This is a genomic window from Myxococcus guangdongensis (assembly GCF_024198255.1).
Taxonomy (GTDB): Bacteria; Myxococcota; Myxococcia; order Myxococcales; family Myxococcaceae; genus Myxococcus; species Myxococcus guangdongensis.
In genome coordinates this window covers 44704-59454 of the sequence record NZ_JAJVKW010000017.1, presented here as the reverse complement: position 1 = coordinate 59454, position 14751 = coordinate 44704, and the positions used below count along the sequence as shown (strand labels likewise).

The window sequence follows — 14751 nt, the reverse complement described above, 5'->3', positions numbered from 1 at the left end:
GGTTACTTGTCCTCCGCGAAGATGTGCTTCCAGATGGTCTCGGGGGCCGGCAGCGGCTCGTCCCGGGCGATGCGGGCGGCGGCGGCCATGTCCTCGGTGTAGCGGTTGCGCAGCTCGTCCATCTGCTGGCGCGTCAGCACGCCGTCCTGCTCCAGGCGCGCCTCGAAGTTCTTCAGGCAGTCCTCCTCTTCGGACACGTAGTTCGCGCCGGACGCGGACGAGTGCCCGTACAGGCGCGACACGTTCGCCTCCAGGAGGAAGGGCTTGCGCTCCTTGCGCACGTACTCCATGGCCTCCTTCAGCTCCTGGTAGGCCTCCACGGGGTCATTGCCGTTGATGGTCTTCGAGCGGATGTTGAACGCCTTGCCACGCTCGCTCACGCGGGGCTCGCCGTGCTGACCTTCGGCCGACGTGGAGATGCCCCACTTGTTGTTGGTGACGATGATGAGGATGGGCAGCGGGTTGGCGGGGCGGCTGCTCCACACCAGGCAGGAGGCGAAATCACCCTCGGCCGTGCCGGCGTCGCCGCCGGTGACGATGGTGATGCCCTCGCCGCCCACGCGCTTCTGCACCATGGCGGTGCCCGGAGCGATGGAGTACTGCACCTCGATGGGCGAGCTGACGGGGGCCACGTTGTACTTGCGCAGCGAGAAGTGGCCCGCGAAGTTGCGGCCGCCGGAGTACGGGTCCGACGCCGTGTTCTTCATCTGCCGCAGGGCGCCGATGGGCTCCTCGCCCAGCGCCAGCAGGGTGCCGGACTGACGGTAGTGGGCGTGGAGGTAGTCGTACTCGGGGCCCTGGCCCTTCTTCATCAGCAGGCCGAGCGGGACGTTGAACGCCTCCTCGCCGGGACCGCCAATCCAGAAGTACCCATGGCCCTGCTTGTACATCTGGATGAGGCGCTCCTCGAGGACGCGCGTTTTGACCATGAGGTCGTGGATGCGGACCAGCAGCTCCTTGTCCAGCTGGAGCGGCGCGGACGATTCTTTGATGAGTCGGGGTCGAGACACGCGCGGGCTTCCTCTATCTGGAGGGGACGCCCCTATAACCCGGATGCGCCCCCATTTCTCAAGCGAGAGATGCCACGTCGGCTTCCCACCACCCGGCCGGGCCCGGTGGCGCGGCGCGGCAATCAGCCTCGCTCATCCGACTTAGGAGCCCGGACACGTCGCAGGGCCGTGACGCGGTCCGTTAGCGCGGTGTTGCCCAGGGCGTGGGCCCGCGCGTCGACGGCGGCCAGCGTGTCCTCGGAGAGCAGGGGGGACTGAGGGCCCGTGAGCAGCGCCTCCAGCTCCGGGGTGCGTCCGGTCTCCAACAAGGCGAGGACCAGCGCATGGGCCGCTCGCGACGAGGGCTCTCGGGTGAAGGACTCCTGGAGGGGCCGCACCGCGAGGTCCGCCATGCCGCTGTCGAGCAGGAGCTGGCCCACGCTGCCCACGTCGTGGGGGACGTCCTCGTCGCTCGTCGCCCATCGCGAGGAGGACCGCGCGCGCTCGAGGCCCGGCTCGGTGGTGGAAGGTGTCTCGGCGATGGCGGGCTTGTGGCCCAGCAGCGCGTCGAGCGGGATGGCGCCCTCGGTCGAGCCTTCGCGCGCGAGGGGACGGCGCGGTGGGGTGATGGGCTTCAGGCGTGCCTCGCGCTGACGCTGGAGCAGCCTCCGTCCGTTGGTGAACCCCAGCATCAGGGCGAGCACGCCCATCCAGACAGTTCGCGTGACGACGGCGCCCACCACCAACGCCACGGCGGTGAGGACGCCAAGGACCTGCGGGCTCCGCTCGTATCGATAGCCCGCGCGGTGGCGCACGAGCGAGGCGACGAAGTCACCGCCATCCAGGGGACGCACGGGCAACAGGTTGAAGAGCCCCCAGCCCGCGTTCGCCCACAGGAGTTGTTGGAGCAGCGCCGCGCCCAGGCCTGGTTGCTCTCCGGGCGAGACGGGGCTCGATGCCGCCCACGCCAGCCCGCCCACCAGGAGACTCGCCGCGGGGCCCGCGAGGCTCACCCACGCGGACTGACGGTGTGTGAGCCGGTCCGAGCCCCGGGTGGTGCCGCCCAGCTCATGGAGGGTGATGCTCGCCGGGGAGCCGAAGCGGCGCAGGGCCCAGGCATGGGCCAATTCATGGAGGAGCACGGACACGAAGACCACCGGCAGCCACATCGCCAGACGACCGGGCTCCGCTGCGAAATCCCAGCCCGTCGCCAGCGCGGTGAGGAAGAAGAGCGGCTGGAGATGAACGGGCGTTCGCGCCACGTGGAAGAGCGGCTTCATGCTCCGCGAGCCTAACCGGGCCCGTGCGTGGACGCCGGGTGAAGGGCCGCGCTCCGACACTCACCTGACGTGAAGTGTCCTCGCGGAACAGGATGCGGGCCACACCCGTCAAGGCACGTCGCGCCGCACGGCGACCCAGACGTGCCGTGGGGGGCAGGACCTCGCGAAGCAGGAGAAGTGCGCTAGAGTCGAGACTCTTTCCCGCTCCCGCCGCGCCTCGGGCGTGGCCCTTCCGGGTGTGTCCTTGTCCAGCACGAACACGCGTCTGAACCCCGCGCCGGAGTCCGGTACGTCCCCCGGCACGTCTCCGGGTGAAGCCTCACCACCGGCCGAGAGGACAGGCACCCGGGAGCTCACGGGCTCTCGCGAATCCACCGCCACGCGCCTCACCTCCAACGTGGGCCTGCCCCACGCCGAGCAGACGGGCACGCTCATCGCGCCGCTGGAGGCGGGCGAGCTGCCCAACGTCGCCGCCATCCGCGGGCCCCGGCTGGACCAGATTCTGCTGCTCACCACCACCGCGCTCGTCGTGGTCATCGTCGGCCTGCTGGCGGCGCTGTCGGTGGCGTCCACCCAGTCCCAGTTCGAGGAGACCGCGCGCCGCTCCACCGAGCGCATCCAGGAGCAGGCCCGCGAGCTGGGGCGCACGGTGGGCCAGACGCTGGCGCTCACCTCCGTCACCAACCTGCGCGACAACAACTACGCCTTCCTGGAGGGCGTGGCCGGCTCCATCGTCACCACCAACCCCAACATCCTCCGCGTCCAGATTCTCGACCCGGAGGGCGTGGTGATGGCGGACAGCGAGCCGAAGGCCGCGGGCGCCGCCGAGTCCGATGCGCCCACCGGCCGCGTCGCCGAGCAGCGCCTGGTGCAGGCCTTCTACCGCGACCAGCCGGTGTACGAGATTCAAGAGCCCATCGACTACGGCTCCAGCAGCGGCAAGGGGCTGGTGGTCATCAGCTACTCGCTGCGCGCGCTGCAAGAGCAGTTGGAGGAGCTGGAGCGGGACAAGCGCGCCACGGTGCGCGCGAACACGGTGCGCATGCTGGGCCTGGGTCTGGGCTTCGTGGTGCTCGCGGGCGTGGTGGCCGCGTTCCAGAGCCGCCGCATCACCCGTCCGTTGGGCATGCTCACCCACAAGGTGATGCAGCTGGCCGCCGGTGACCTGGGCGCGCGCACGCAGGCGGCGCGGGGCGCGGGGCGCGAGGTGCGCACGCTGGGCGTGGTGTTCAACCACATGGCCGAGCGCATCAAGGTGCTGCTCGACGACGTGCGCGCCAAGGCGCAGCTGGAGCGAGAGGTGTCGCTGGCGCGCACCGTCCAGGAGACGCTGCTGCCCGGCCGCGACGCGGTGCAGGTGGGCGGGCTGCGCATCGCCGGCCTCGTCGTCACGGCGGACGCGTGCGGCGGCGACTGGTGGTTCCGCGCCGCGCTGGATGAACAGCGCGTGGTCATCGGCATCGGTGACGTGACGGGCCACGGCCTGTCCACGTCGCTGGTCGCCACCAGCGCCACCAGCGGCTTCGCGTCCGCGATGACGCTGCGCGAGCCCTCGGAGGTCAACGCGCGGATGCTCATCACCGCGCTCAACGTGACGCTGGCCAACGTGGGCCGGGGCGAGCACCAGATGTCCAGCGCGCTGGCCGTCATCGACGTGTCCACCGGCGTCATCGACTACGCGGCCGGAGCCCACCCCAGCCCCCTCGTCTTCAACCGCCACAGCGGCCAGGTGGCCTCGCTGCCCGCGCGCGGTCCGCTGCTGGGCGCGTCCGTGACGTCGCAGTTCACCTCGCGCGACGGCCAGCTTCGCCCCGGCGACATCGTCGTCTGGTACACCGATGGCCTCACCGAGGCGCGCGACGGCGGAGGGCGCATGTACGGCACCCAGCGCCTGGCCGCCGCGGTGCAAGCCAATGCCCACCTGTCCGCGGAGGCGCTGCGTGAAGCGCTGCTCGCGGACGCCCGTGCCCACAGCGCGGGCCAGCCGCAGCGCGACGACATCACCGTCGTCGTCGCCGAGTTCAGCCCCGCCTGACCCCTGGACGACTCCCGCATGCGCCGCACACCCCACACCCCCAAGCGACGTCTCGTCCCCGCGCTCGCGCTCCTGGCCTCGCTGGCCAGTCCTCCTGCCCTGGCGCAGTACCGCGCGCCACCCATGTCCGAGTCACAGCGGCTGGTGAAGGAGGGCGAGCAGGCCCAGGTCTCCGCCAGCGCCGCGAGCGCCTCCGGTGACAAGAAGGAGGCCGAGGAGAAGTACAGGAAGGCCCTGGGCCTCTTCGAGAAGGCCCTGGCCGCCGAGCCCACCTCCATCACCGCCGCCGCGGGCGTGGGCTCCGCCGCCAACGCGCTCCAGGACTGGGCGCGCACCGTGGAGCGCGTGCAGCCCGTGCAGAAGGCGAACCCGGCCGAGCTGACGCTCGCGTATCCGCTGGGCGTGGCCCTCTTCAAGCTGCGCCGCTTCCCGGAGGCGGTGCCGATGTTGGAGCAGGTGGCCCAGGCCGACCAGGCCGAGCACCTCATCGTCCACTACTACCTGGCCAGCTACTACCTCTACGCCCAGCAGGGCGACGCGGCGGTGACGCGGCTGCAGCGCTACCTGACGCTGCGCCCCGCGAAGCTGTCCGGCAACGACTTCCAGATTCACGAGCTGCTCGGCCGCGCGCATGTGCTGCGTCGGGACGCCGTGGCCGCGCGCGCGTCCTTCACCCAGGCCCAGGCCGGACGGCCCGAGTCGCCCACCGTGCAGCTGGGGCTCGCGAGCGTGCTGGAGCTGGAGGGCAAGGTGGCCGAGGCGCGCACGCTGCTGGAGGGCGTGGCCACGCGCTTCCCGCAGGTCGCGGAGCCGAGGGAGAAGCTCGCGCGGCTGTACCTGTCCGGTGGCGATCTGACGCGCGCCGAGTCGGAGGCGGTGGCGGTGGTGAAGCTGGGCGCGACGCCCGCGGCCTACCTGCTGCTCGGTGACGTGCGCCTCGCGCGCAAGCAGGCCCCGGCCGCCGAGGAGGCCTACCGCAAGGTGCTGGAGCTGCAGCCGGGCCTGGTGCTGGGACAGATGGCCGTGGGCAAGGCGCTGCAGGCGCAGGGCCGTCACGAGGAGGCCATCCAGTTCCTGGAGGCCGCGGTGCGCTCGGGCGCGAGCAGCCTGGACCTGTGGGCCTCGCTCGGCTCGGTCAACCGTCGCGCGGGCCGCTTCCAGCGCGCGGTGGAGGTGCACCGCCGCGTGGTGGAGATGGCGCCCCGTCAGGCCCTGGGCTGGATGCTCCTGGGCGCGGACCACTTCGCCACCGGCCAGTGGGACCAGGCCATCGAGGACTACGGCAACGCGCTGCAGGTGGAGCCCCAGCACGCGGGCGCGAAGCAGTGGCTGGCGCGCGCGCTGGCCCATCGCGCACGAGATCGCAGCGGTGGAGGCCGGGCCGACGACGCGGTGCGGGATTTGCGCCGCGCGTTCGACCTGGACCGCAGCGCGGTCATGGCCCGTCGGCTGACGGCGGCGCTCCTGGAGACGCGCACGTACGCGGACGCGCGCAAGGTGATGGAGCAGGGGGCCACGCTGCCCGGCGCGACGTGGCGAGATCAGCTCCTGTTGGGCTACGCGCGGCTGGGCGCGGGTGACGCGCAGGCGGCGCTCGAGGCGTTCACCTTCGCCGGCAAGCAGACGCAGGAGCCGGACCAGCAGGCCGAGGCGTCCGTGGGCGCCGCGCTGGCGGAGGTGGAGTTGGGTCAGGTGGACGCCGCCGTGCAGCGGCTCACCGAGGTGGGCCCGTCGCGCGACGCCGCGAGCGTGGCCCAGGCCAACCTGCCGCGCGTGCTGGTGCGTCGCGCGCTGGCCCGGCTGGAGGCGGGGGACGCGGAGGCCGCCGACCGCGACCTCGACGCGGTGGAGAAGCTGGGCACCGGCAAGCGCGGAGACCTGGCCAGGCTGGCCCTCCTCGCCCGGGGCCTCACGCGCGCGGAGGCCGGCCGTCACGCCGAGGCCGCCGCCGCGCTGAAGAAGGCGCTCACCCCCGCGCAGCCCTGGGCCTGGCCCAACACACGCGCGCTGGCGGACACCTTCGCGCTCTACAAGAAGGGGCAGGTGGCGGCGGCTCGCAAGCAGCTCACCGCCGCGGCCAAGAAGCCCATGCCGGGGCAGCCCCAGTGGATTGCCTCCATGACGGGCGCGCTCCACCGGCGAGAGGCCTCGCTGGCCTATGCCTCCGGCAACATGAAGCTCGCCGAGAAGGCCCTCAAGGCCGCGCTCGCCACCGAGCCCGAGGACGCGCTCGTCCAGCACAACCTGGCCTGCGTCGACTGGCGCAAGGGCAAGACGTCCGACGCGCTGACCACCTGGCGCCGCCTGGAGTCGTCCGTGTCCGTGGCGTCGCTCAACCTGGGCATCGACGCCCAGGAGCGCCGCCACGAGCCCGCCGAGGCCGTGGACGCCTGGCGCCGCTACCTCGCCTCCGGCACCGGGCCTCGCATGGCCCAGGTGCGTGAGTGGAAGGACCGACTGCAGAGCCTGCATGGCCTCGCCGAGCCCGCGGGCAGCGCCCCGGCTGGCGGCGCCGCCGTGGTGGAGGAGACCCCATGAAGACGCCTCGTTTCCCGTGGGCCATCCTCGCGCTGGCCCTGTGCATCGCCGCTCCCGCCGTCGCCGCGCCCCCCAAGAAGGCCACCGTGGGCGTCTTCCTCGCCACCACCTTGAGTGACGGCCAGGAGCGCTTCCAGTACGCGGAGGCCCTGGCCGCCAAGCTCACCGAGGTGATGGACCGCCCCGTGGCCGCCAAGAGCTTCGGCCGCTACGAGGACTTCGCGCGCGCCATGGCCGACGGCCTGGTCGACTTCGCCGTGGTGGAGGGCTGGGCCGCCGTGCAGTTGGGCACGCGCGCCACGCCCCTGGCCTGGGCCGCGCGCCCGGGAGAGTCCCAGCAGCGCTGGGCCATCGTCTCCACCCACAAGGGCGCGGTGAAGGACCTCGCCGGCAAGCGCCTGGCCCTGGTGAAGGGCGCCGGCCCCGCGGACCCCAAGTTCGTCACCCACGCGGTGCTCGGCGGGGACTTGGACGCGCAGCGGCATTTCAAGCTGTCGCCCGTGCCCAACGTGGAGTCCGCGCTGAAGATGCTCGAGGCCAAGGGCGCCGAGGCCGCGCTGGTCCCCATGTCCCACGTGCCCAAGGACAAGGATTTGCGCGTGCTCTTCCGCAGCGCCCGGCTCCCCGGCGCCGTCCTGGTGGACCTGCGCAACCACAAGGAGGCCCTGGAGCAGGCCCTGTCCACCGTGGGCGCGGTGGCTCCGTTCGAGCCCTTCGCGCGCATCCAGGGCAAGGACTTCGAGGACTTCCGACGTCTCGTCACCCAGGGCCCTCCGCGCCGCCAGCCCGTCTTCGCCGACGTGGCGGACACACGCGTGGACGCCGAAGTCTTCGTCCGCGCCGAGGCGCTGGGGCCCTCGCTGCCGTCCTTCACCAGCGACCTCGCCGTCTCCGCCGAGCAGCCCGACGACTGATTTCAGGCAACCTTGGACGCTACAGCCCGAAACACTCTTGAGTTTCCAGGGAATGAGAATCACCGGCTTGGCCCGGCAGGTTCTCTGGGGTAGCTTGTTTTTCGACGGCGCGAGCGTGCAGGTGAGCGAATTCGTCCAACAGACCGATTGCCCTGGCGCCGCGCCCGCCAACCGGGGCGTACAGGACCGCGGGGGCTCCTCCCATCCGCGGATGAGAGAACGATGCACTCGATTGTGTGTGGTGATCCGCTGCCAGGCGCGGTGCGTGCTCACGTGAAGCGCCGGGGCCTTCGCGCCTTCTTCACGGTGTCAGCCGTCCTCTGCGCGCTGGCCGTGGCCCACCCGGCGGTGGCCCAGGCGCAAGAGACCAACGCGGCCTCCGAGTCGCAGCCCAAGGTGAAGCGCAAGAAGCGCGTGGCGAACGGGACGAAGCCCGCGGCCACGACGACGAAGACGCCCGCCACCAAGCCCCCGCGCGCGGCGGTGAAGAAGCCGCCCAAGACGCGCAAGCCTCCTCGCGGCACGGAGGCCACGGACTCGGACATCCCCGTGCTGGGCGGTGGCCTGGAGGACGACCCTTCCACCGCGACGGAGTCCGTGACGGCCGAGCCCCCCGTGCCCGTCACCCCCGCGCCCACGGTGGAGTCGCATCCCCCCGCGCCGCTGCCCGCCGCCCCCGTGGCGAGCCCTGGCGCCCAGCCCGGCCCCAGCATCGCGGATCCGCTCATCTCGTCGCCCGCCTCCACCCCGGGCCACGGCGCCGTGCTGCCCGCGACGAAGAGCCCGCCCGCCGCGCCCGTCGCCACCGACAACGTCCCCATCAGCGCGCCCTTCGCCGAGCCCACCCTGGACCGGGCCATGCCGCCCCCGTCGGGCCTGGCCGGGTTGGATCCGCTGGGCGGCGCGGACCCGCTGGAGGAGTCCGTCAACCGCGTGCTCAGCGAGGCGGTGGTGACCACGGCCGGCAAGCGCAACCAGCGCATCGCGGACGTGCCGCTGACGGTGTCGTGGATTCCGGCCGAGGAGCTCGAGGGCACCGGCCAGTTCACGCTGTGCGAGGCCATCCAGTACTTCCCCGGCATGGAGTGCCGCCGGGGCTCCATGCGCAAGGCGGCGGTGAGCGCGCGCGGCCTGGGCTCCAACTACCTGTCCAACCGCCTCCTGCTCCTGAAGGACGGCCGGCCGCTGACGGACCCGTGGACGGGCCAGTTCTACGCGGACGAGACGACGCCCCTGGTCAACCTCAAGCAGGTGGAGGTCATCCGGGGCCCGGGCTCGTCGCTGTACGGCTCCAACGCCTTCAGCGGCGTCATCAACATCATCGAGCGGCAGCCCGCGGACCTCATCGCCCCGGGTCGCAACGTGGGCGCGGAGGCGCGCGTGCTCGCGGGCCAGGACCAGACGTGGCGGCTGCACGGCAACGTGGCCGGCCGCGGCGGGCCGGTGGAGGCGCTGCTCGGCTACTACGGCTTCGGCTCGGACGGGGCCCAGCTCTTCAATGACCCCACCACGGGCCTGGTGGACACCAACCAGGACTCGATGGTGCACCAGGTCAACGGCAAGGTGCGCGTGGGGCCGCTGGCGCTGGACGCAGACTTCACGGACGCGACCATCGGCCGCCCGGGTGGCTCGCACACCCAGATTTCGACGGTGGGCAACTGCGGCCGCTGCCACTACACGCCGAATGACGAGGAGTCCGTCCAGAACCTCAACGCCTCCGCCCAGGTGGACCAGCAGGTGACGGACAGCCTGCGCCTGTTCGGTCAGGTGTACGGCTTCTTCAAGCGCCGCGACGTGGTGCTGGAGAACGCCTTCGGTGGCGACCCCACGCGCGCGCTGGGCAAGCGTCGGCGGCTGGGCGGCGAGGCGCGCGCGCTGTACTCGGCGGGCCCGGTGTCCGTGACGTTCGGAGGCGACGTGAAGTTCGACCAGGTCAACGTGCCCAACGTGCTGCCCGAGCTCACGATGGACGACACGAAGCAGACCATCATCGGTGGCTTCGTGGACGCGGAGTACCGCCCGCTGGAGCGCGTGGTGGTGAGCGCGGGCGCCCGCTATGACCGCTACCAGATTCCGGAGCGCGTCTGGCGCGAGCGCACGGACCAGATTTCGCCGCGCGCCAGCATCGTCTTCCACGCGGTGCCGGAGCTGCTCACGCTGCGCACCAACTACGGCCGCGCCTTCCGCGCGCCCACGCTGGCGGAGCTGGCCATCAACCAGCAGATGTACGCCTCCACGCTGGTGGGCAACGCGGGCCTGCGGGCGGAGACGCTCGACACCTTCGAGGCCTCGGTGGACTTCTGGCCCTTCGACCGGCGGGTGCGCCTGACGGGGACGGGCTTCTACAACGTGGCCAAGAACTTCATCAATCAGCAGCTGGTGTTCGGCTCGGTGTCGCAGTTCCGGAACATGGGTGACGCGCGCATCGCCGGCGCGGAGCTGGAGGCGGCCGCGCAGATTCCGGCCATCAACTCGTCCTTCGACGTGGCCTACCAGTTCCTCGACGCCAAGAGCGTGCCCTTCGACGACGGGCCCCGCACGCCGCTGGACTACGCGCCCACCCACCGCATCTACGCGCGCGGCCGCACCAACATCGGCAAGGTGGCCTTCGTGGAGCTGTACGCCCTCTTCGTGGGCTCGCGCTTCGACCCGGGCTTCCAGGTGGACGAGGCCACGGGCCTGCCCAGCTCCCGCGTGGAGCTGCCCAGCTACCTCACCGCCAGCGCGCGGGTGGGCTTCAACGTCTACGACGGCATCTCCGTGTCGTTCCTGGGCTCCAACCTCTTCAACGCAGCCTACGAGGAGTCCCACGGCTTCCCCGTGGCGCCCCAATCCTTCTTCAGTGAAGTCAAGGTACGCTACTAGGCACCTCGTTTGAGTACCGCACCCCACCTGGAGGCCAGTGGCCTCCTGCTGATTGCAGATGCTTCCCTGCCCGCGGCCGCGCTCGAGCAGGTGGTGCCTGTGCTGACGCAGGGTGGGGTGGGGGCCTCCGCGGTGACGTCCCCGGCGACGGTCTCGCGCGGCCTCCTGCTGTTCGACGGAGTCCTCAAGCCCGAGCACGCGCAGTGGCTGCGGCGCGAGCCTCCGGCGCTGCTGCTCGCCACGCGCGAGCGCGACGGCGGCCCGTCCCTGTGGGAAGCGCTCCTGGTGGGCGCGGTCCTCAAGGCGTCCGGAACGCTGCTGCCCGAGCGCGCGGAGGTGACGCGCCGTCCGCTGCGCCGCGTGACGGACATCCACGAGGCGGCCACGGCGGCGGCGACGGCGGTGGGCGCGGCCGAGGGCAGCCGGGTGGCCGCGGGGCTGGTGGCGGACGTGGTGCATGAAATCGCCGCCAACGCGCTGTTGGATGCGCCGGTGGACGCGAAGGGCGAGCCTCGCTACGCGCACCGTCGCACCGAGGTGCGCGAGGTGGCGCCGGAGGACGCCTGCGAGCTGGGGTTCGCGGTGGAGGATGGCCGGATGTGGATGGAGGTGGCGGACCGCTTCGGCGGGCTGCGGCCGGGGTCGTTCGCCCGGGCGTTGGACGGGTGGGGCCAGAAGGTGAAGGTGGATGCGTCCGGGGGCGGAGCGGGCCTCGGGTTGCGCCGCATCCTCGAGCATTGCGACACGGTGGCCGCGCGGGTGTGCGTGGGCCGCGAGTCTCGCGTCGTGTGCGTGGTGGACCTGGGAGACGCGCGCCGCCGCGCGGCCCAGCCCAAGTCACTGCTTTTCTGTTCGCATGAGGTCAGGGCCGGTGGATAGCCAGGGTTCCAACGCCATCATCAGCCGGCTCCGTGTGGGTACCATCACCCACGTCCGGATCGCCGGCGTCATCGACGAGACCTTCCCCCTGTCGTCGACCAGCCCGGAGCTCAGCGGGCTCCTGGTCGTCGACCTGGGGAGGGTGGAGCGCATCAGCTCCTTCGGCGTGCGCCGGTGGATTGAGTTCGCCGCCAAGCTGCCGCCGGGCGCGCTGGGGCTCTACGTCGTCCACGCTCCGCCCGTCGTGGTGGACCAGCTCAACATGGTGGAGGGCTTCGCGGGCGTCGCGCGCGTGCTCTCCCTGCTGGCGCCGTACACGTGCCGCACCTGCAACGAAGACCGGATGCGGGTGGTGAACCTGGTCGACGAGGCGCAGGTCATCGCCGAGGAGCGCGCGCCCGAGCACACCTGCCCCGTCTGCTCCAACCCGCTGGAGTTCGCGGACCTGCCGAGCGAGTTCTTCGACTACGCGCGCCGCCAGCAGTTCGGCACCGTGGACCCGGTGGTGATGCGCTACCTGCGCGCGAGCATGCCGAAGGAGCAGCCGGACCTTCCGCAGCACCTCAAGATCGTCCAGGACGACATCACCTTCATCTCGCTGGCGAGCACGCTCAAGGGCGACCTCAACGTGCGCAGGCTCGCCTCGGGCCTGGAGGGGCGCGTCGCGTTCGACTTCAGCCACGTGAGCAAGGTGGAGCCGGAGGCGCTGCCCAAGCTGGAGCAGGTGCTGGACACCGCCGCCCAGGGCGCGCAGGTGGTGCTCTGCCGGCTGCCTCCGCCGGCGCTGGCCGTGCTGGCGCGCTCGTCGAAGCTGCTGCCCGCGAAGCTCGCCACGCTGTGGCTGCCGTGTGAGTGCCGCAGCTGCGGTCAGGTGAGCCACCAGCGCATCCAGGCCAACGCGTACCTGGCGCAGCTGCGCACACAGCAGACGGGCCTGTCCAACGAGTGCCCCATCTGCGGCGGCGCCGCGCAGGTGCCGCACATGCCCCAGCTGCAGGGGTTCCTGGCGCGGATGCAGCTGACGGACCGGCCGCTCGAGGACATCGAGGTGCTGGAGCCGCGCGCGCTCAGTCAGTACCTGTTCGGGTCCACCAACATCGACCCGCAGGCGAACAAGGGCTCGCCCACCGACATCAACAACTCGTTGGGCAGCACCAAGCTGAACGTCATCCGCCGGCTGGGGCAGGGCGGCATGGCGGAGGTCTTCCTCGCCAAGCAGGTGGGCGTGAAGGGCTTCGAGAAGTTCGTGGTGATGAAGAAGATTCTGCCGCAGTTCGCGCAGAACCCCGAGTTCGTGGACATGCTCTTCGCGGAGGCGCGCGCCAACGCGCGGCTGACGCATCCCAACGTCGTGCAGACCTTCGACGTGGGCGTGTCCGACGGGGTGGCGTACATCCTGATGGAGTACGTGCGCGGGCCGGACCTGAAGCGGCTGGTGAACGAGCTGCGCCGCAAGGGGCTGGCGCTGCCCCTGGAGCACGCGCTGCGAATCGTGGCGGAGGTGGCCGCGGGGCTGCACTACGCGCACGCGTACGTGGACCCGGCGGGCGTCCCGCACCCGGTGGTGCACCGCGACGTCAGTCCGCACAACGTGCTCATCTCGCTGGACGGCGCCATCAAGCTCAGCGACTTCGGCATCGCCAAGGTGGCGGGCGAGGAGCACACGCAGGCGGGCGTGCTGAAGGGGAAGATTTCGTACATCTCTCCCGAGGCCGCGTCCGGGCGCACGCTGGATGCGCGCAACGACGTGTTCGCGTTGGGCGTGGTGCTCTTCGAGCTGCTCACCGGACAGCTGCCGTTCCGCAGGGACCATGACGCGGCCACGCTCAACGCCATCGTGCGCGAGCCGGCGCCGGTGCCCTCGCAGCTGCGGCCCAACATCCCGCAGGACGTCTCCGACCTCATCCTCCGCGCGCTGGTGAAGGACCCGGCGCGCCGCACGGCCTCCGCCGCGGCGATGCGCGAGGAGATCGAAGCGGTGATGGCGCACCACCGCCTCAACTCGTCTCCGGCGGCGGTGGCGCAGTTCTTCAAGGACACGCTCGGCGACCGGCTGGTGGAGTACGCGCCGTCCTCCGCGACCGGCACGGGCAGCCATCCGCGCCCGGTTCCCTCCGGGAGCGGCACGGGCAGCGGCGACATGGCCGCGCCGGTGGACGGCAAGACGCCGAGGCCGGGGACGGGCAGCGGCCCGAAGCCGACGGCCTCCACCAGCGGGAGCATCCCCCGCGTGCCGGGGACGGGCAGCGGCAACGTGTCCGCGCCTCCGGTGCCCGGGACTCCGCCGCGTCCGTCTCCCGTGGCCGCGCCGCCTCCGCGTCCCGCGCCTGTCGCCGCGCGTCCCGCGACGCCGCCCCCCGTGGCGCCCGCGCGTCCTCCTCCGCCTCCCGCCGCGACCGAGCTGCCGATGCTCCCGGACCTGGATGCGGGGGACAGGACCGAGGTGGTGGTGCTCCAGCCCGGGGCGAATCCTCCGGCGGCGCCTCCGCGTCCCGTCGCGCCCGCGCCCAGGCCCTCGCAGCCGGGGCACACCGCGGTGCCCGCGCCGCAGCGTCCCTCGTCCGCGGCGATTCCCGCGGCGAACGTGGCGCCCAGGCCCGCTCCGGCGCCCCGTCCGTCCTCGACGGCGCACCCGGTTCCCGTCGCTCCTCCCCGCGCCGAGCCCGAGGTCGATGCGACCGCGCCCTCGAATGCCTCCACGTGGAAGTGGGCGGCCATCGGCGGCGGCGCGCTGCTGGTCATCGCGGTGGTGGCGCTGGTGATGCTGCGCGGCTCCGGCTCGGTGTTCGTGAACCTGTCCGAGGGTGAGCACGTGTTCGTCGGCGGTGTGCGGGTGGAGCCCGGCACGAAGACGCTCGCGGTGCCGCCCACCGGCTCGCTGCTCATCTCCACGGCGGTGAACGGCAAGCTGCGCCGGTTCGGCACGACGACGCAGCGCGAGGACATCGACGTGCGCACGCTGGCGGACGCCACGCCGCAGTCCGGGACGCGCGGGGCGCTGAGCGTGGCGACCAGCTCGCCGGGCTGTGAGGTGAAGGTGGATGGCGCCGTGCTGCCCAACCGCACGCCGGTGACGAAGTCCTCCATCGAGGCCGGCAGGGAGCTGGAGGTGGTGGTGAACTGCGCGGGGAGCGAGAGCATGCGGTGGGTGCTCGCGGTGCCTGGGCAGGAGATTGTGGTGACGGCTCGCTAAAGTCGCAGTGGCTGGCCTCGGGATGGGACGCCTCTTGTGGGGCGTCCCTCGAGGTTGA

General features: G+C 71.9%; 8 protein-coding genes. 6 read left to right on the top strand and 2 right to left on the bottom strand.

Translation table 11 applies throughout. From position 1 onward, the window contains the following. Positions 1-2: 2 nt before the first annotated feature. Both LXT21_RS37495 and LXT21_RS37490 read right to left on the bottom strand, forming a co-directional pair. Positions 3-1010 carry a thiamine pyrophosphate-dependent dehydrogenase E1 component subunit alpha gene (locus LXT21_RS37495; RefSeq protein ID WP_254043042.1) on the bottom strand — a complete coding sequence of 336 codons (1008 nt, stop codon included), beginning with the start codon at positions 1008-1010 and terminating at the stop codon, positions 3-5. 122 nt (positions 1011-1132) lie between these two features. Next, a complete protein-coding gene (locus LXT21_RS37490) occupies positions 1133-2269 on the bottom strand; it encodes a metalloprotease (protein WP_254043041.1) in 1137 nt (378 codons plus the stop codon). A gap of 244 nt (positions 2270-2513) precedes the next feature. Here LXT21_RS37490 and LXT21_RS37485 point away from each other — a divergent pair, with 244 nt between their 5' ends. From LXT21_RS37485 to LXT21_RS37460, 6 genes are all read left to right on the top strand, one after another. Beyond that, the gene (locus tag LXT21_RS37485) at positions 2514-4304 is read left to right on the top strand and encodes a PP2C family protein-serine/threonine phosphatase (RefSeq protein ID WP_254043040.1); all 1791 of its coding nucleotides are present in this window, start codon (positions 2514-2516) and stop codon (positions 4302-4304) included. An 18-nt stretch (positions 4305-4322) separates the two neighbouring features. Beyond that, positions 4323-6842, top strand: a complete 2520-nt coding sequence (locus LXT21_RS37480) for a tetratricopeptide repeat protein (RefSeq protein ID WP_254043039.1) — start codon at positions 4323-4325, stop codon at positions 6840-6842. Further along, positions 6839-7756 carry a PhnD/SsuA/transferrin family substrate-binding protein gene (locus tag LXT21_RS37475; RefSeq protein WP_254043038.1) on the top strand — a complete coding sequence of 306 codons (918 nt, stop codon included), beginning with the start codon at positions 6839-6841 and terminating at the stop codon, positions 7754-7756. Before LXT21_RS37480 ends, LXT21_RS37475 begins: the two co-directional genes overlap by 4 nt. A gap of 222 nt (positions 7757-7978) precedes the next feature. Continuing rightward, entirely contained in the window at positions 7979-10621 is a 2643-nt protein-coding gene (locus LXT21_RS37470) for a TonB-dependent receptor plug domain-containing protein (protein ID WP_254043037.1), read from the top strand. Between the two features lie 9 nt (positions 10622-10630). Further along, positions 10631-11500 (top strand): hypothetical protein, encoded by an 870-nt coding sequence (locus LXT21_RS37465; RefSeq protein WP_254043036.1) that lies wholly within the window; start codon positions 10631-10633, stop codon positions 11498-11500. After that, positions 11493-14693 carry a serine/threonine-protein kinase gene (locus LXT21_RS37460; protein ID WP_254043035.1) on the top strand — a complete coding sequence of 1067 codons (3201 nt, stop codon included), beginning with the start codon at positions 11493-11495 and terminating at the stop codon, positions 14691-14693. The genes LXT21_RS37465 and LXT21_RS37460 overlap by 8 nt, the downstream gene beginning before the upstream one ends. The last annotated feature ends 58 nt before the right edge of the window (positions 14694-14751 follow it).

What these genes read in the sequence shown, in the direction of transcription:
- LXT21_RS37475 (WP_254043038.1), top strand. Translation starts at nt 6,839, where the DNA reads ATGAAGACGCCTCGTTTCCCGTGGGCCATCCTCGCGCTGGCCCTGTGC.
- LXT21_RS37480 (WP_254043039.1), top strand. Translation starts at nt 4,323, where the DNA reads ATGCGCCGCACACCCCACACCCCCAAGCGACGTCTCGTCCCCGCGCTC.
- LXT21_RS37490 (WP_254043041.1), bottom strand. Translation starts at nt 2,269, where the DNA reads ATGAAGCCGCTCTTCCACGTGGCGCGAACGCCCGTTCATCTCCAGCCG.
- LXT21_RS37470 (WP_254043037.1), top strand. Translation starts at nt 7,979, where the DNA reads ATGCACTCGATTGTGTGTGGTGATCCGCTGCCAGGCGCGGTGCGTGCT.